Source organism: Rheinheimera mangrovi (assembly GCF_003990335.1).
In the GTDB taxonomy this organism is placed as follows: domain Bacteria; phylum Pseudomonadota; class Gammaproteobacteria; order Enterobacterales; family Alteromonadaceae; genus Pararheinheimera; species Pararheinheimera mangrovi.
In genome coordinates this window covers 4,168,892-4,189,619 of sequence record NZ_CP034683.1, presented here as the reverse complement: position 1 = coordinate 4,189,619, position 20,728 = coordinate 4,168,892, and the positions used below count along the sequence as shown (strand labels likewise).

The window sequence follows — 20,728 nt, the reverse complement described above, 5'->3', positions numbered from 1 at the left end:
CAAAAGAAAGAATAAAAGCGTTTTATTAACCAACATAACATCGGTTGTAAAAAAATCCCCCTGAGGTGGTTATTATGAAAAAGCATTACTCCAACAAAAAACTAGCACGTAAACCTTTGATTACGGCCTTAGAGCCACGTTTGTTGTTGGATGGTGCTGCGGTAGCCACAGCTGTTGATGTCATCACTGATGCACAGTTGCAACAGGATGCAGTGTACAAGGCTGTAGGGGAGGATCTTGGTCAGTCGGATCTGTCCACAGGGATTGCACCTACGGAACTTCGCCCACTGGACCCGGGCAGAAACTCTGGCAAAAAAGAAGTGGTGTTTATCGACAGCAATGTAACGGATTACCAGACATTGCTAAACGGTATGAAAGAGGGCGTTGAGGTCGTATTGCTGGATGGCAGCAAAGACGGTCTTGCACAAATGGCCGACTGGGCACAGGGCAAGTCGGATTATGACGCTATTCATATTCTGAGTCATGGCGCTGAAGGGCAGGTCAGTTTAGGTGGTTTTAGTTTAAATGTTAGTACCGTTCATACCCGTTCAGCTGATTTAGCCCAACTGGGCGCGGCGTTGAATGAAAGTGGCGATTTACTGCTTTATGGTTGTGAAGTTGCGAGCGGTGAAGGGCAAGAATTTATTACTGCTTTAGCCCAAGCCACCCAAGCGGATGTGGCGGCGTCGGATGACCTAACAGGTGCAGCCAATCTTGGCGGGGATTGGGAGTTGGAGGCTAGCGGCGGCAGGCTGGAAACTGCGTCGCTAGATTTGGCTTTCTTTGAAGGAATTCTTGGTTTTTATAATGGGGGTGCTAATAACGTAACGGTTGAATCCATTACTGCTGAAGGTAACGCCTTTTATAGGGCGATTGGTACAAGTGATGAAAGCTTTGACCCTGACGATCAAGGGTATCTTGAGATCGATTTTTTTGACAACGGATTCACAATTACAAATGTGGATAATTTTGGTAATTACCCCACCGAAGACCTGTGGCCGATTCAACTCAAATTTTACACTAATTACACACCGGGGGGGGAATACCAGTCAGGCTCCGGCACAGCCTTCAGCAATTTCGGGTCGACTATGCCGACCGAATCCGGTGATCAGGCGATGATGAACGCTTTTAGCGTGTCAATATCCGGCAATGTTATCACCCTGTCCTACGAGGGAGGCACTTACGCCTACGGTAATACCGTCACCTACACATTCGCTGCTGCTGACACCACAGCTCCCACATTGGATAGTGCCAATTCTACCCCTGCCGATAATGCCTCCAACGTCGCTGTCGGCGATAACATAGTCGTAGACTTTAGTGAAGATATTCAATTCGGTGCCAGTGGTACCATTACCCTGCGTAATGTGACTCAAGGCCAAAACGCCGAAACCTTTAATGTCACTAACATTTCCAGTGGCACAGTGACTGGTTCGAACGGCTCGACGTTGACCATAAGTGGCGACAAGCTGACGCTCAACCCTAATGGTAATTTACTGGCAGGTACCCAATATAGCCTGCGGTTTGACGCTGGTAGTATTGAAGACACTGCAAGCAATGACCTGGCCGCGATAAGCGACGATAGCACCTTTAACTTCACCACTGCGGCGCCAGCCAACACAGCCCCTGTTATCAACAATCTGGATGGTGATACACGCGAATGGCCAAATGGCACTTACACTTATCTCGATAATTTTAGTGGTTTAACAGGTATTGCTGCAGTCACAGATGCGGAAGGCAACTGGAACGGTGGTTCGCTGGTTATACAACGTACTGCAACGGGCGGCACAGTAGATGGTGCCTGGGCCGGCGACAAATTCGACTTTAATAGTATTTATGTCGAAGCCACAGCAACAGATGCAACCAGTGGTACGCTGAAGTTTTACAGTCAAGCTGCAGGGCAGAGCTTTGCCAGCTACACCAATGTGAATGGTGTGCTGACTATCACCTTTAACGCCAATGCCACCTCAGAAATGGTGGGCTGGATTTTCAGTGGTATCAGCTATCAAAACGACACCCCAGCGGGTGATGTAAGTATTGGTTTCACTCTGACGGATGGCGCAGGTAGTAGCACTACGGCGACGACAACAGTCACCAGCGATACTATCTACGTGACCAATACCACTGACACCGCAACTATTGATGTGTCTGATGGCATTAGCTTCAGCGAAGCTGTGGCTATAGCAGCAGCCGACACTACAGGTACACAGACACTGGTGTTAAGCAGCGCGTTTAGTGGTACCACACTGGCGGGTGATTTAGCGATTAATGAAAGCTTAATCATTGACGCTAATGCAACCAGCAGCGTCAATATCTCGGGCAGCACCATAACGTTGGCAGCAGATACAACCCTGACGTTAACGAACGGCAGCAGCGATAACGCTACGATTTCCAGTGTGCTCGCTGGCGAGGGTGGTTTGACTAAAACTGCAGACGGCAGGCTTACGTTATCGGGTGACAACTCCTATGAGGGTAAGACCACAGTGACGGGTGGTACCTTGTCCATTTCCAGTGATAACAATCTGGGGACAGGCGACGTTATCCTGAGTGGCGGTGCCACTTTTGCCACAGCGGCTAATACACTCACCGTTGATAATAGTTTTGCAATTGAAACTGGTGGTGCCACTTTTAACCAGACTGGCAGTGGGCATCTGACGCTTTCCGGCTCAGTTGCGGGTAGTGCGCTATTAACTAAAACTGGCGCAGGTAGCATGACGTTTTCTGCCACCAACGGAGATTTCGATGGTGGTGTAACGATCAATAACGGTACGGTCAATGCGGCATCTGCAAATGAGAGCCTTGGCTTTGCTGGGACAGTTACTCTGAATGGCGGCTCGTTAGTCATCAGTAACGATGCAACCTTTGATAACGATATCGTGGTGAATGCAGATTCAACGATATCTAATAGCACGAATGTCACCTTATCTGGCATGGTGTCTGGTACTGGTACGTTAACTAAATCTGCCAACGGCACCCTGACTCTCAGCAACAGCAGCAACTCAGGTGCGACAGGTGGCTTGACTGTAAGCGCTGGCGTAGTAAATGTAGCTACCGACGGCATGTTGCTGGGCGGCACGGTAACATTGAGCGGCGGTAAACTTCAGGTGACTGGTAACCAGACATACGACAACAACATTGTTCTGGTTGGGACCGCTGAGATTACGACGCTTAGCGGAAGTGGCGGCGTAGAAGCATTTTTAACTGGTATCATCAGTGGAACTGGTAATCTGATAAAAAGCGGTAGTACCACATTAGTGCTATCAGGTGATAACACCTACAGCGGAACGACAACAATAGCCCAAGGCGGCCTTCAAGCGAATCATGCCAATGCTCTTGGCAGCACCGTGGGTGGCACAGTGGTGAGTAGCGGCGCATCTTTGGCTCTTTCTGATGTATCTATTGCTGAGGATGTAAGTATTATCGGGACTGGAGTTGGTAGCCTTGGAGCCTTACTGAGCGTAGGGACTAGCAGCAGCAGCGGTACTGTCACACTTGCAGGCAATTCGTCGATCGGCGTACTGTCTGGCAGTTTAACTATCAGCGGAACTATAAGTGACGGCTCTTCCAGTTTCAGCTTAACCAAGGTTCGAGCAGGTTCTTTAGTACTGAGTGGCGACAACAGCTATGACGGTGGCACTGTGGTATCGGGTGGTGAATTATCCGTTACCGGTGATTCGAATCTTGGGTCAGGTGCGCTGACATTAAATTCAGGTACGTTATTTGTAACGGGCGATGGCGCGAATATTGATAATGCCATTTCTTTATTGTCTAGCGGAGGTGTTGTCAAGGTTGATACTGGCGTCACCGCTACTTTGTCAGGTGTTGTTTCAGGTACGGGAGCTTTGGCGAAAGCAGGCGCAGGCGTTTTAACTCTGGGTGCAACCAACACCTATACCGGAGCAACCAGCGTTACGGATGGCACGTTAAAAACGAATACCACGGGTATTAATGCAACCTCAGGCTTGACGTTGAATGGTGGAACGCTATCAACACTCAGTAATATTGGTATAAGCAAAGAGTTCGCAGTCAGTATTGGTAGTAATGGTGGAACACTGGATCTCAGTAATGGCTCAATGGCTTTATCTGGCGTGATAAGTGGCACTGGTAATTTAGCCGTTCGCAGTACCAGTGCGGGTAACGCGTTAACGTTGTCCGGAGCGAATACTTATTCAGGAGGCACGACGCTGAGCGGCGGTATTCTGAGCTTAGAATCGAATACCGCTGTGGGTACTGGCACACTGACTATTGATGGTGGCAAGGTTCGTAGTACGGGAGCCGCCCGAACTCTTGACAATGATCTAGTGGTTAATACGACCTTTACTATGGCAGGTAGCTATGGATTAACCTTTACCGGAGACGTCGATTTAGGGGGCGGTACTCGAATCTTCAGTAACGGATTGGGTGTGGGCAAGGATTTAAACTTATCTGGTGTTATCAGTAACGGCAACTTAACTGTGGCCTCTTCCGGTCTGGGGCAGGTTATTTTATCCGGAAACAATGCATATGGAGCTACCAGTATTACGTCGGGAACTTTAAGCATAACCGGTGATAGCAATCTGGGTTCAGATACGGTAACGCTGAATGGCGGCACTCTGTCGGTGACAGGTAGTGGTGTGACTATTGACAATGCGTTCGCCATTGGCAGCAACGGAGGTACAGTTAACTTTGCCAATGCCGCCACTTTATCTGGAGTTTTTTCTGGAACAGGTGAGTTAAACAAAACCGGTGCAGGTGTACTTACCTTATCAGGTAATAATGCTAATTATTCCGGTAATATTGCCCTGAATCAGGGTGTCATTATTGCAGCTCACAATAATGCCTTGGGTAACACCACAGGTTCTACAACAGTCGCTAGTGGTACTACTTTGCGCTTGATGGACGGCGTAACTATTGCCGAGAATCTTACTATTAGTGGTGTAGGTATCAATTCTGCCTATGGTGCTTTAAAAATCAATGAAGGGACTGGTTCAGCCACTGTGACCGGTGATATTACCCTGGCCGCTGACAGTCTGATCGGTGCATTTAACGCAGGTGATAGTCTGACGTTGAGTGGCGTCATCAGCGGTGATTTTGACTTAACCAAAGTAGGCAGCGGAACACTTACCTTGTCCGGGGCTAATACCCACAGCGGAGCCGTCACGGTGTCGCAAGGTACACTGGCGCTGTCAGGTGGCAGTTCCATTGGCGATAGCAGTGCTGTGACTGTAAGTAGCGGTGCGACGCTGAGTTTGACCGGAGGCAATGAAACTATTGGCTCGCTGGCTGGAGCTGGAGCTGTTTCCCTAAGTTATGGCCTGACCCTAGGTAATGCCAGCAATACAGTTTTCTCTGGTGTGATTTCTTCAACGAACAGCAGCGGTATCAACAAAGTAGGTTCAGGCACACTGGCCCTGAGCGGTGCCAATACCTACACGGGTAGCACAACTGTCTCTGCGGGTAAGCTCTTATTGCAAGGTGGTTCAGCACTTGCTGATAGCAATGCAGTAACTATTAATGCCGGAGCTGAATTAGAGCTGCGCGATAGCGAAACTATCGGTAGCCTGGCTGGTGCTGGTAGCCTGACACTGAATGGCGGCAGCCTGACGACGGGTAGCGATAACAGCAGTACCATATTCTCTGGCGCTATTCGGGATGGTGGCAATGGTGGCGGCTTGACCAAGGTTGGTGCTGGTACCTTAACGCTGACGTCTGGCGATGGCAGCAACACTTACAGCGGCGGAACTACTGTCGCAGCAGGTACATTGGCTATTTCCAGAAATTCTCACTTAGGTACTGGCACCATCACTTTGGATGGCGGTACGCTGCAAATGTTAAGCGGAGGCAATTTTTCTTTCTCCAATCCTATGACAAATGCTCTGGTATTGGCCAGTGACAGCACTATAGCTACCGCGTCCGGTGTATATGCTAAATGGTCTAACGTGATCAGTGGTAGCGGGTCTCTGACCAAAACCGGCGCTGGTAGCCTGGGTGTGGCAGCGGTCAATACCTACACTGGTGATACAACCTTAAGCGAAGGTGCCATTGTTATCGATAGTGCTACCGCAACCTTAGGTGGTGCGGACGCAGGCAATGGCAATGCGTATGGCACACTGACTATTCATTCTGGTGCACATCTTGATTTTAACTACGGTGCTACCATAGCGAACGACCTGGTTATAGGCGGAGTTGGTGTTGGTTATGGTGCAATACAAGCCGGTTTTTCCGGAACTGATGTCACCTTCACGGGGGCCGTTACATTAAGTAGCGATACTCTGGTCGACCCTGGCAATATTACTCTGGAATTCTCCGGTGGTATCAGCGATGGTGGAAATGATTATACGCTTACCAATGCGTGGAGCGGAACTATCAAGTTGTCAGGCACAGCCACTAACTGGACTGGCGGTATTGCTACAGTAGCTAACCATACTGGCAAGTTCTCTATTACGGATTCCAGTAATATAGGTACGGGCCAAATTAACCTCAATGGTGGTGGTCTGGTTATCACAGGCGCAGCAACGCTAGAAAACGCTGTTGTTATAGGCAGCGGCGGAGCCAGTGTTGATGCAAGTAATGCAGTCACTCTGTCAGGCGTGCTCTCTGGTACCGGGGCGTTCACCAAAGCAGGTGCCGGTACTTTAACCTTGTCAGGTACTAATACCCACAGCGGTGCTGCCACAGTTTCAGCCGGAACTCTGGCGCTGTCAGGGGGCAGCGCTATCGGCGATAACAGCGTTGTGACTGTAGATAGCGGAGCGACCTTGAGTCTGACAGACGGCGCTGAGACCATAGGTTCATTGTCCGGAGCAGGTAATGTAGCGTTGGGCAGTAACGGGCTGACATTAGGCGGCGACGGCAGCAACAGTCTATTCTCTGGTTCTATTTCAGGTATTGGCGGCGGTGTCACAAAAGTGGGCTCAGGTAGTCTGACCCTGGGTGGGACTAATACGTATACAGGTGCAACCACAATTTCAGCAGGCACTCTTTATCTGGAAAATGGTTCAGCTATTGCAAATAGTAGTGCCGTAACTATTGATACAGGGGCTGAATTAGAATTACGTAACAGCAATGAAACCATAGGTAGTCTGTCAGGGGCTGGTACACTGACATTGAATGGCGGCAGCCTGACTACAGGGGGCGACAATAGTAGTACCACATTCTCAGGTGTTATTCAGGACGGAGATGGTAGCAACGGAGGTCTGACGAAATCAGGCTCAGGTACCTTTACATTAACAGGCAGCAACACCTATACAGGAGCTACGCAGGTATCAGCCGGAACGCTGGTTGCCGGCAGCGATACTGCATTGGGTGCGACAACGGCAGGTACTACTGTCAGTAGCGGAGGCAAGCTAAGTCTTGGCGATGGCGTGAATGTCGCGGAAGCGCTGTCTATTGCGGGGATTGGTGGTTTAACGCTGACCAGTGGTAGTGCGACCTTGTCGGGAAATCTTACGCTGACTGCCGATGCGCGAGTAACTGTTGATGGTAGTGCTACCTTGACGAGCAGTGGTACCTGGAGCGGTGCTTATACAGCTTACAAGATGGGGACAGGCAGCCTGGTATTAAGTGGAACCAACAGCGGGGCTACTACAACCAACTTGTCTGCCTCTTCGGGTACGCTCTCTATAACAGATGCGAGCAATCTGGTTGGCGGCACTTTGACCCTGAACACTGGGGTGGGCGGTAGCCTGACAGTAACAGGCAGCGATGTGACTATCAGCAAGAATATCGTCTTAGGCAACAGTGGTGGACGGATAGTCAATGCGAATGCTTTGACAATGTCGGGCGTGGTTTCAGGTTCTGGTGCGCTGAGCAAGGCTGGTGACGGCGCGCTGACGCTTAGCGGCAGCTCTACCTATACAGGCGCTACTACAGTGTCAGCCGGTACTTTATTGGTGAATGGTTCGTTAGGTGCAACGTCAAGCCTTACAGTAGCGTCAGGCGCAACGCTGGGAGGGACGGGCAGTATTTTTGCAATCAACTCCAGTAATACCTTAACCGTAGCCAATGGTGCTACCTTGTCCCCAGGTGTGGCTGGCAGCAACAATGCTGCAGGTACCTTGACGGTAAATGGCAACCTTTTAATGGCTTCAGGTTCTACGTTTGCTGCAGACATTGCAGGGAGCACAGCTGGTAGCGATTATGACCAGGTGATTGTAAACGGAACTGTGTCACTTAATGGTGCCAATCTTTCGACAGCTTTGACCTACAGTCCAACCAATGGTGATGTATTCCGCTTTATCAGTAATGACGGTTCAGACGCGAATACTGGCACTTTTGCCACACTTGCAGAGGGAGAAAAACTAACACCGACAGGTAATACGGGCTTCGCATTAACAGCCTATTACTCCGCCAGTGATGCTGGAGCCGCTTCAGGTGGTAATGATTTTATGCTGGCCTTTGTCAATGCCGCTCCAACATTGACGGTGGGGTCGACCGTCAGCCTTACGGATGCTGCCAATGGTCTGACAGCGCCGGGTAGCACTGTTGTTACAGACGCTGAGGGCAACTGGACAAATGGCACCCTAACCATAGAGCGTGTGACCTCGGGCGGCACTGCTGATGGTAATGCGAACGATCTGTTTAGTTTCCTGTCAGGATTAACTGTTACTGGCGGACCTATTGTGAAGGGCGCGGATAGCTCGGGCACACTGTCAGATGGAACTACAGTATTTGCCAGTTGGGCTTATTCATCAGCAACAGGTAAGCTGGTGATCACCTTTGACAGTGTAGCAACGACAGCGCAAGTACAGACTCTGGTGCAGAATATTGGCTACAGCAATGCGACCCCTTATGGCGATGCGAATATTCGTCTTACTTTAACGGATGACCTATCGGGCAACGTGGCGATGGGCACCATCACTGTGACCAGTAACCTGATTTATGTGGATACGAACAGCGACGATGGCGATGGTGATGCGGCTGACGGTTTCAGTTTGCGTGAAGCGCTTGCTAAAGGTGCAAGCCAGTCGGGTTCAGACACTATTAAAGTGGTGTTGAGTGATAACTCAACCATTACACTGGGAAGCGCGGTGACGGCCGGAGCGGGCGATGTACTGGAATTAGATACAGCCAATGGGCTGACTATTACTGGCAGCAGTATTAACATCGATTCCGGCAATACACTGACCATCAGTAACAGCACGGGCGACACGGCTACGATCGGTAGCGTGATTGCAGGTTCAGGCAATCTAGCCAAGGCAGGCGACGGCAAGTTGACACTGTCGGCCAGCAACACTCTGACAGGAGCCCTGAGTGTGACGGGCGGTACGCTGGCTGTTAGCAGCAATGCCATCAGCAGCAGCTCCGGGTTAACACTTGACGGTGGTACGCTGGCCAGTACGGCAAGCTTAAGCTACTCCAAGGGTATGACTCTGGGCAGCGGCGGCGGTACTGTTAATATCTCCGCGGGTTCAGCAACTCTATCGGGTGTAATGGGTGGCGCCGGCAGCCTGACCATTGTCAGCACAGTTGGTGGAAACGCTCTGAACTTGTCGGGAGCAAACACCTATAGCGGTGGTACCACGCTTAGCAGCGGTATTCTGACTATTGGAAACAACAATGCAGTAGGTTCCGGCACTCTGACCATCAATGGTGGTAAGGTTCGGAGCATGACAAGTCCTTACACCCTCAGTAATGATCTGGTTTTAGGTGGTACGCTGACAATCTCAGGCGCCTACGGATTAACCTTCAGTGGTAACGTGGATTTAGGTGGTGCGACCCGTACTATCGATAACGGTCTCAGCAGTAACCTCCTTTTCTCAGGTGTGATTAGTAATGGTAGCCTGGCGGTGGCGTCTAATGGCTCTGGCAAGGTGATCCTGTCTGGCAGCAATACCATGACTGCGGCGGCGGTCACCAAGGGCACACTGAGTGTCAGCGACGACACCAATCTGGGGGCCGGCACTGTCACCGTGAATGGCGGTACTCTGGAAGTGACCGGCTCTTCGGTGACTATTGACAATACTATTGCGGTTGGTAGCAGTGGTGGTACGTTGAGCAATGCTAATGCCGTCACTTTATCTGGTGTGATGTCCGGCACAGGCACGTTAACTAAGTCCGGAGCTGGTACGCTGAATCTATCGGGCGCCAACACCCATAGCGGTAACCTCACCATAGCTGCAGGTACACTGGAACTGTCAGGTGGTAGCGCTATCGGCGATAACAGCGCTGTGACTGTAGATAGCGGCGCTACGCTCAGTCTGGCAGGAAGTGATGAAACTATCGGCTCGCTGGCTGGAGCTGGCGAGGTGTCATTAAGTTACACACTGACTGTAGGTGGTTCCACCAATACTATTTTCTCAGGTGTTATTTCTTCAACCAACGCCAGCGGTATCACCAAAGTAGGTTCAGGCACACTGACCTTATCAGGAGCAAATACCTATACTGGCGCGACTACAGTCTCTGCGGGTAAGCTCTTATTGCAAGGTGGTTCAGCTATTGCTGATAGCAGTGCCGTAACTATTAATGCCGGAGCTGAATTAGAGCTGCGCGATAGCGAGACTGTCGGCAGTCTGGCTGGTGCAGGTAGCCTGACACTGAATGGCGGCAGCCTGACGACGGGCGGCAATAATAGCAGCACCACATTCTCTGGTGTGATCCAGGATGGTGGCGGGTTAATAAAGACAGGTTCAGGCGACTTTACTCTGTCGGGTAGCAATAGCTACGCAGGGGACACTGCAGTCTTTGGCGGGTCATTGTCAGTCAGTTCCGATTCGAATTTGGGTGCAGGTGCTTTGACGCTAAATGGCGGAACCCTGAACTTGATTGCAGATGGCGTTCATATTGATAACGCTATCTCAGTATTCTCCAACAATGGGCAGATCAATGTTGGCGCTAATGTGACGGCAACATTGTCGGGAGTGGTGTCAGGTAGTGGTTCATTGACGAAAGTCGGTGATGGTACTTTGGCATTAAGCGGAACTCAGACTGGCACGGGTGAGATGAGTATTCTCGACGGTACGCTGTCGGTTGCGGGAGACGCTAACCTGTTGGCTGGTGCATTGACGCTCAATGGCGGCGCGTTGTCAGTGACGGGTGCCAGTACCATTGATAATGCGATCGCACTTGGCAGTTTAGGTGGTCGTGTCATCAATACGGACGCTGTGACTTTATCTGGAGTGCTGTCGGGCACTGGCTCACTGAGCAAGGATGGGGCCGGTACTCTTACTTTATCCAGTACTCAGACCGGCACGGGTGAGATGAGTATTCTCGACGGTACGCTGTCGGTTGCGGGAGACGCGAACCTACTGGCTGGTGCATTGACGCTGAATGGTGGCGACCTCACTGTAACGGGGACTGATGTTACCATCGACAATAGCATTACTTTGGGCAGCAACGGTGGCGGCGTCAGCAATGCCAACTCAGTGACCTTGTCAGGTAATATTACTGGCTCGGGCGATTTTTCAAAGTTTGGCCTCGGGGTTCTGACCTTGTCGGGTACCAATACTTATACCGGATTAACCACTGTTTCCGCCGGTACCCTGGTGGCAGGCAGCACTACGGCTTTGGGTGCCAGCGGAAGTGGTTCCGGTACCAGGGTTGAGAGCGGAGCGACTCTGCGTCTTGGCAGTGTTCTTAGCATCGCTGAGGACATTAGCCTGTCGGGGAGCGGCGTTTCGTCAGCAGGTGCGCTGGCCTATACGGCTAGCAGTGGTACTGCAACCTTATCTGGATCAATCACTCTTGCCGATGACGCTGTTATCCACAGCAATTCGGGCACTGCTGTGCTGGCGATCAGTGGAGTGATCGGTGGCAGCGGCAGCCTGACTAAAACCGGCAATGGTATTCTGGAGTTATCGGGCAACAATACTTACACAGGTGCCACTACCGTATCGGCGGGCTACCTGCGTGCCTACCATAGTAATGCGCTTGGTAGTACGATCGCTGGAACTACGGTTAGCAATGGTGCCAGCCTGAGGCTCAGTGATGGCGTGACTTTGGCCGAGAACTTAATTCTCAGTGGGGCTGGAAGCTCTAGCAACGGCGCCCTTCAGTTTACCTCGGGTAGTTCGACTATCACTGGCAATGTCACCCTGGATGCGGATACGAGATTCTCTTTGACTGGCGGCAACCTGATGCTCTCTGGCGTTGTTAGTGGTGTGGGTAGCTTGATTAAGGCAGGTGGTGGCACTCTGGCGCTGAGCGGTGCTCAGACTGGCACGGGCGGGATAACGATTTCTGCTGGTACGCTTTCAGTGGCGGGAGATGGCAACTTGCTGGAGGGTACCGTCACTTTGGCTGGTGGTACTCTCTCTGTCACAGGAGCGACAACCATAGACAACTCAATTGATTTGTCTGCGGCTGGTACTATCAACAACATTGACGCGGTGACCTTGTCAGGAGTTATCTCTGGAACCGGAGCCTTGACTAAAGCGGGTGAGGGTGCACTGACGTTAAGTGGTACTCAGACAGGTTCGGGAGGCATGAGCATTATTGCAGGCACTCTGTCGGTTGCCGGAGACGCTAACCTGCTGGCTGGTGCATTGACGCTGAATGGAGGTGCTTTGTCTGTAACGGGTGCCAGTACCATTGATAATGCGATTGCACTTGGCAGTTTAGGTGGTCGTGTCATAAATACGGATGCTGTGACTTTATCTGGAGTGTTGTCAGGCACTGGTTCGCTAAATAAGAGTGGCTCTGGTGTGCTGACCTTGTCTGGTACTCAGACAGGTTCGGGTGGCATAAGCATTATTGCAGGCACTCTGTCGGTTGCGGGCGATGCTAATCTGCTGGCTGGCGCATTGACTCTGAATGGCGGCGCGTTGTCTGTAACGGGTGCCAGTACCATTGATAATGCGATTGCACTTGGCAGTTTAGGTGGTCGTGTAATAAATACTGACGCTGTGACTTTATCTGGAGTGCTGTCAGGCACTGGTTCGCTGAGCAAGGATGGGGTTGGTACTCTGACTTTATCAGGAACTCAAACTGGCACGGGTGAGATGGGTATTCTCGACGGTACGCTGTCGGTTGCCGGAGACGCTAACCTGCTGGCTGGTGCATTGACGCTGAATGGCGGCGCGTTGTCAGTGACGGGTGCCACGACCATCGATAATGCAATAGAGTTATCCTCTGCAGGCAGTATCACCAACCTTGATATGGTTAGCCTGTCTGGCACTATCTCCGGCACTGGCGACCTGAACAAGTTTGGAGCTGGTACCCTGATCCTGTCAGGCACTCAAACCGGCACGGGTTCTATGACGGTGTCCGCTGGCTCACTGGCGGTTGCAGGTGATGCTAACTTGCTGGCGGGTAGTTTGATACTCAATGGCGGTGCCTTATCCATCACTGGGACTAGCACCATAGACAATAGTGTGACGCTTGGTGCCAATGGTGGTGTTGTGAATTCGACTGCAACAGCCACTTTGTCAGGTGCGGTTTCGGGTTCTGGTTCATTGACTAAAACAGGAAATGGAACCCTGACCCTGAGTGGCAACAATACCTATACTGGTACTACAACAATCTCAGAAGGTAGTTTAGCCGTCGCTGGTGGTAATGGAATCAGCGATAACAGCGCAGTGATAGTTCAGTCTGGCGCGACACTGCATGTTGAACTTACTGACGAGACCATAGGTTCGCTTGCAGGTGCTGGCACTGTGACTTTGAATGCTGGCACTCTTACTGTGGGTTCTGACAATAGCTCTACTAACTTCTCGGGTCAGATCCTGGATCAGGAAAGTGGCTCATTAGTTAAAACAGGTTCAGGCACTCTAACTTTATCAGGATCCAGCAGCTATACAGGTTCTACTACAGTAAGTGAAGGTAGCCTAAATATAGCAGGTGCTTTAACTGCAACATCAGGGATTTCTGTGCTGTCTGGCGCCACTTTAAGCGGAACAGGCTCTGTTTTCACTTCAGGTTCAAATAGCGCTTTAACCATAAATCAAGGGGCTTTCCTAGCTCCAGGTGCTTCAGCAGCAGGCTCATTGACTGTCAATGGCAATCTGACACTGAATGGCCGGTTAAAAGCTAACATCAACGGCACAGCAGCAGGAACTCAATACGATCAAGTCGTGGTGACGGGGGCTGTGACTCTTGGGGCTGATAGTTCCTTTGAGATTAACTACTCAGGTTCAGACGCAGCTTATTCATATGTTTTAATTGATAATGATGCCAGCGATTCAGTCACTGGAACCTTGAATGGTGTGGCGGATTATGGCCTTCTGCCAGCTCACGATTCTGACTTCCAAATCAGATATCAAGGTGGCACAGGCAATGATGTGACTCTGACTCTGAATTCACACCCGGTTATCAGCTCTGGGGCAACGGGCAGTGTCGATGAGAATGCAGCGGACAGCACTGTGATTTATACAGTGACTGCAACGGACGTAGATAACGATACCCTGAGCTACAGCCTGAGCGGTGCAGATGCAGACTTGCTGACTATTAATGCGACGACAGGTGAAGTGCGCCTGAAAAACGCTGCGGATTACGAAACCAAAGCCAGCTACAGCTTCAGCGTAGTCGTGACCGACAGCCGTAACCTGAGCAGTAGCAAGGATGTGGTGGTCAGTGTACTGGATGTGAACGAAGCCCCGGTGGTGACGTCAGGCGCAACAGGCAGTGTGAATGAAAACGCTGACGCAGCGACTACAGTGATTTACACAGTGACTGCAACGGACGTAGATAACAACACCCTGAGCTACAGCCTGAGCGGTGCAGATGCTGACTTGCTGACCATTAATGCGACGACAGGTGAAGTGCGCCTGAAAAACGCTGCGGATTATGAAAGCAAAGCCAGCTACAGCTTCACTGTCGTAGCCAGCGATGGCACGCTGAGCAGCAACCAGGATGTGGTGGTGAGTGTCATTGACTTAAATGACAATACAGCCGTCATCAGCTCTGGCGCGACCGGCAGCGTGAATGAAAACTCAGCAACAGACACAGTGATTTACACCGCAGCCGCGACCGATGCGGATGGCACTTCAGCCCACAACACGCTGACGTATAGCCTGACGGGTGCAGATGCTGACTTGCTGACCATTAATGCGACGACAGGTGAAGTGCGCCTGAAAAACGCTGCAGATTACGAGACCAAAGCCAGCTACAGCTTCACGGTGGTAGCCAGCGATGGCACGCTGAGCAGCAGCCAGGATGTGGTGGTGAGTGTCATTGACTTAAATGACAACACAGCCGTCATCAGCTCTGGCGCGACCGGCACTGTGAATGAAAACGCCGATACGACGACAGTGATTTACACCGCAGCCGCAACCGATGCAGATGGCACTTCAGCTCACAATACTTTGAGCTACAGCCTGACGGGTGCAGATGCTGACTTGCTGACCATTAATGCGACGACAGGTGAAGTGCGCCTGAAAAACGCTGCGGACTATGAAAGCAAAGCCAGCTACAGCTTCACGGTGGTGGCGAGCGATGGCACGCTGAGCAGCAACCAGGATGTGGTGGTGAGTGTCATTGACTTAAACGACAACACAGCCGTCATCAGCTCTGGCGCGACCGGCAGCGTGAATGAAAACGCAGCAACAGACACAGTGATTTACACCGCAGCCGCAACCGATGCAGATGGCACCAGTGCTCACAATACCCTGAGCTACAGCCTGAGCGGTGCAGATGCCGACTTGCTGACCATTAATGCGACGACAGGTGAAGTGCGCCTGAAAAACGCTGCAGATTACGAGACCAAAGGCAGCTACAGCTTCACGGTGGTGGCGAGCGATGGCACGCTGAGCAGCAACCAGAATGTGGTGGTGAGTGTCATTGACTTAAATGACAACACAGCCGTCATCAGCTCTGGCGCGACCGGCAGCGTGAATGAAAACGCAGCAACAGACACAGTGATTTACACCGCAGCCGCAACCGATGCAGATGGCACCAGTGCTCACAATACCCTGAGCTACAGCCTGAGCGGTGCAGATGCCGACTTGCTGACCATTAATGCGACGACAGGTGAAGTGCGCCTGAAAAACGCTGCGGACTATGAAAGCAAAGCCAGCTACAGCTTCACTGTCGTAGCCAGCGATGGCACGCTGAGCAGCAACCAGGATGTGGTGGTGAGTGTCATTGACTTAAATGACAATACAGCCGTCATCAGCTCTGGCGCGACCGGCAGCGTGAATGAAAACGCAGCAACAGACACAGTGATTTACACCGCAGCCGCAACCGATGCAGATGGCACCAGTGCTCACAATACCCTGAGCTACAGCCTGAGCGGTGCAGATGCCGACTTGCTGACCATTAATGCGACGACAGGTGAAGTGCGCCTGAAAAACGCTGCAGATTACGAGACCAAAGGCAGCTACAGCTTCACGGTGGTGGCGAGCGATGGCACGCTGAGCAGCAACCAGAATGTGGTGGTGAGTGTCATTGACTTAAATGACAACACAGCCGTCATCAGCTCTGGCGCGACCGGCAGCGTGAATGAAAACGCAGCAACAGACACAGTGATTTACACCGCAGCCGCAACCGATGCAGATGGCACCAGTGCTCACAATACCCTGAGCTACAGCCTGAGCGGTGCAGATGCCGACTTGCTGACCATTAATGCGACGACAGGTGAAGTGCGCCTGAAAAACGCTGCGGATTATGAAAGCAAAGCCAGCTACAGCTTCACTGTCGTAGCCAGCGATGGCACGCTGAGCAGCAACCAGGATGTGGTGGTGAGTGTCATTGACTTAAATGACAACACAGCCGTCATCAGCTCTGGCGCGACCGGCAGCGTGAATGAAAACGCAGCAACAGACACAGTGATTTACACCGCAGCCGCAACCGATGCAGATGGCACCAGTGCTCACAATACCCTGAGCTACAGCCTGAGCGGTGCAGATGCCGACTTGCTGACCATTAATGCGACGACAGGTGAAGTGCGCCTGAAAAACGCTGCGGACTATGAAAGCAAAGCCAGCTACAGCTTCACTGTCGTAGCCAGCGATGGCACGCTGAGCAGCAACCAGGATGTGGTGGTGAGTGTCATTGACTTAAATGACAATACAGCCGTCATCAGCTCTGGCGCGACCGGCAGCGTGAATGAAAACGCAGCAACAGACACAGTGATTTACACCGCAGCCGCAACCGATGCAGATGGCACCAGTGCTCACAATACCCTGAGCTACAGCCTGAGCGGTGCAGATGCCGACTTGCTGACCATTAATGCGACGACAGGTGAAGTGCGCCTGAAAAACGCTGCGGATTATGAAAGCAAAGCCAGCTACAGCTTCACTGTCGTAGCCAGCGATGGCACGCTGAGCAGCAACCAGGATGTGGTGGTGAGTGTCATTGACTTAAATGACAATACAGCCGTCATCAGCTCTGGCGCGACCGGCAGCGTGAATGAAAACGCAGCAACAGACACAGTGATTTACACCGCAGCCGCAACCGATGCGGATGGCACTTCAGCCCACAACACCCTGAGCTACAGCCTGAGCGGTGCAGATGCCAACTTGCTGACTATTAATGCGACGACAGGTGAAGTGCGCCTGAAAAACGCTGCGGATTATGAAAGCAAAGCCAGCTACAGCTTCACTGTCGTAGCCAGCGATGGCACGCTGAGCAGCAGCCAGGATGTGGTGGTGAGTGTCATTGACTTAAACGACAACACAGCCGTCATCAGCTCTGGCGCGACCGGCAGCGTGAATGAAAACGCAGCAACAGACACAGTGATTTACACCGCAGCCGCAACCGATGCAGATGGCACCAGTGCTCACAATACCCTGAGCTACAGCCTGAGCGGTGCAGATGCCGACTTGCTGACTATTAATGCGACGACCGGTGAAGTGCGCCTGAAAAACGCTGCGGATTATGAAAGCAAAGCCAGCTACAGCTTCACTGTCGTAGCCAGCGATGGCACGCTGAGCAGCAGCCAGGATGTGGTGGTGAGTGTCATTGACTTAAACGACAACACAGCCGTCATCAGCTCTGGCGCGACCGGCAGCGTGAATGAAAACGCAGCAACAGACACAGTGATTTACACCGCAGCCGCAACCGATGCAGATGGCACCAGTGCTCACAATACCCTGAGCTACAGCCTGAGCGGTGCAGATGCTGACTTGCTGACCATTAATGCGACGACAGGTGAAGTGCGCCTGAAAAACGCTGCGGATTATGAAAGCAAAGCCAGCTACAGCTTCACTGTCGTAGCCAGCGATGGCACGCTGAGCAGCAACCAGGATGTGGTGGTGAGTGTCATTGACTTAAATGACAATACAGCCGTCATCAGCTCTGGCGCGACCGGCAGCGTGAATGAAAACGCAGCAACAGACACAGTGATTTACACCGCAGCCGCGACCGATGCGGATGGCACTTCAGCCCACAACACGCTGACGTATAGCCTGACGGGTGCAGATGCCGACTTGCTGACTATTAATGCGACGACAGGTGAAGTGCGCCTGAAAAACGCTGCGGATTATGAAAGCAAAGCCAGCTACAGCTTCACGGTGGTGGCGAGCGATGGCACGCTGAGCAGCAACCAGGATGTGGTGGTGAGTGTCATTGACTTAAATGACAATACGGCCGTCATCAGCTCTGGCACAACAGGCACTGTGAATGAAAACGCCGATACGACGACAGTGATTTACACCGCAGCCGCAACCGATGCAGATGGCACTTCAGCCCACAACACCCTGAGCTACAGCCTGAGCGGTGCAGATGCTGACTTGCTGACTATTAATGCGACGACAGGTGAAGTGCGCCTGAAAAACGCTGCGGATTATGAAAGCAAAGCCAGCTACAGCTTCACGGTGGTGGCGAGCGATGGCACGCTGAGCAGCAACCAGGATGTGGTGGTGAGTGTCATTGACTTAAATGACAATACAGCCGTCATCAGCTCTGGCGCGACCGGCAGCGTGAATGAAAACGCAGCAACAGACACAGTGATTTACACCGCAGCCGCAACCGATGCAGATGGCACCAGTGCTCACAATACCCTGAGCTACAGCCTGAGCGGTGCAGATGCTGACTTGCTGACCATTAATGCGACGACAGGTGAAGTGCGCCTGAAAAACGCTGCGGATTATGAAAGCAAAGCCAGCTACAGCTTCACGGTGGTGGCGAGCGATGGCACGCTGAGCAGCAACCAGAATGTGGTGGTGAGTGTCATTGACTTAAATGACAATACAGCCGTCATCAGCTCTGGCGCGACCGGCAGCGTGAATGAAAACGCAGCAACAGACACAGTGATTTACACCGCAGCCGCAACCGATGCGGATGGCACTTCAGCCCACAACACCCTGAGCTACAGCCTGAGCGGTGCAGATGCTGACTTGCTGACCATTAATGCGACGACCGGCGAAGTGCGCCTGAAAAACGCTGCAGATTACGAGACTAAAGCGAGCTACAGCTTCACTGTCGTAGCCAGCGATGGCACGCTGAGCAGCAACCAGGATGTGCTGGTCAGTGTAGTGGACTTAAACGACAATCCCCCAACACTGACTGCAGGCGGTGCCAGCAATGCTTTGGTTGAAGCGGGTGGGGTCAACAACGCAACCACAGGCATTAATAGCGCCACAATAAGCTTCAGCAAAGGGGATCTGGATACTGTCGGAACCGTAAGTTATGACACTGGCTTCTTGATTGAAACAGGCTGGGTCAGCACAGATGGTGGCCTAACTTTCTCAAAAGCAGGTTCGTTTGGAACCGCGACTTTTTCGTTAGCCAGTGGTGTCGTGACCTATTTGTTGGATAATAGTGATGGCGATACTCAGGCACTAACTGCGGGTCAGCTAGCTAGTGATATCTTTACCATCCGTGTTACCGATGGCATTGCCACTCAAGCGAGAGATGCAATCTTTGTGATCAATGGTAGCAATGATGCACCTACTGCAGTTGGTAGTGTTCCGGCAATGACTGGAACTCTGGGTCAGGTCTTTGCCCCTGTCACAGTAGCGGGTAATTTGTTTGCAGACATTGATGGTTCTGAAACCGGACAGTTGCTGTTAAGTGTGGAGAATTTACCTGAAGGTTTGGTATTTGACCCGTTAACCCGCACTATTTCAGGTCTCCTGTCAGGAAATGTAACAGGGGTACTGACTCTGCAATTGGTTGCTACCGATCCGAATGGTGGTCAAGTTCGAATCCCTGTGACCTTAACGATAGAACCAGCTCCTATTATAGCTCCTGAGGTTGTTGTACCTGCACCTGCCCCAGCGCCTGTTGCGCCAGTAGTGGAACCTCAGGCGATTGAGATTGCTCCTATTAGTTTAAGCAGCTTACCGCAAGGCACTGTTGATTCTGCAGGGACCTCAAGTGGGTTTGCTGTTCAGGTGCCAGTTGGAACCAGTAGCTTTAGCTCTATTAACACACCTGCACCTGCATCAACCTCGGCAGTAGTAGTAAACGTGGGAGCTGACGGTCAGGTACAAATTACTCAGCCAGTCGGTGACTCTCTTAATAGCAGCTTAACTGTGGCTAATATGATCATCCAAACAGGTCAAATTTCGATCGTGTTAGCTGACACAGTAGGAGCTGCCAGTTTCAGTGCAACCTTAGCTGATGGTACAGAGCTGCCGGATTGGGTCAAAGTAAACCCAGTGACAGGTGAGGTCACTATGACACCACCGCCAGGACAAGGCAAAGTTACACTGCGTATTAATGCTGTTGATGCCAATGGTGTAATTCGGGTGCTGGAAATTGAAGTCGATCTGGAAAATCTGCCTGAATCAACAGCGCCAGCCGCTGAACCTTTGGGCTTTGTAGGGGCAGAAAATGTGACCGCCTTTATGTCGCTTGATCAGCAATTATCGGTAGCAGCAGGACAAGCTGATGGCTATGGCAGCAGTGTAATGAAATTATTGGCGTCTTAATT

Annotated in this window: 1 protein-coding gene; it reads left to right on the top strand. The window is 51.6% G+C overall.

Annotated elements, in window-relative coordinates:
- The first annotated feature begins 74 nt into the window (after positions 1 to 74).
- Positions 75 to 20,726 (top strand): cadherin domain-containing protein, encoded by a 20,652-nt coding sequence (locus EK374_RS18750; RefSeq protein ID WP_127026057.1) that lies wholly within the window; start codon positions 75 to 77, stop codon positions 20,724 to 20,726.
- Positions 20,727 to 20,728: the final 2 nt, after the last annotated feature.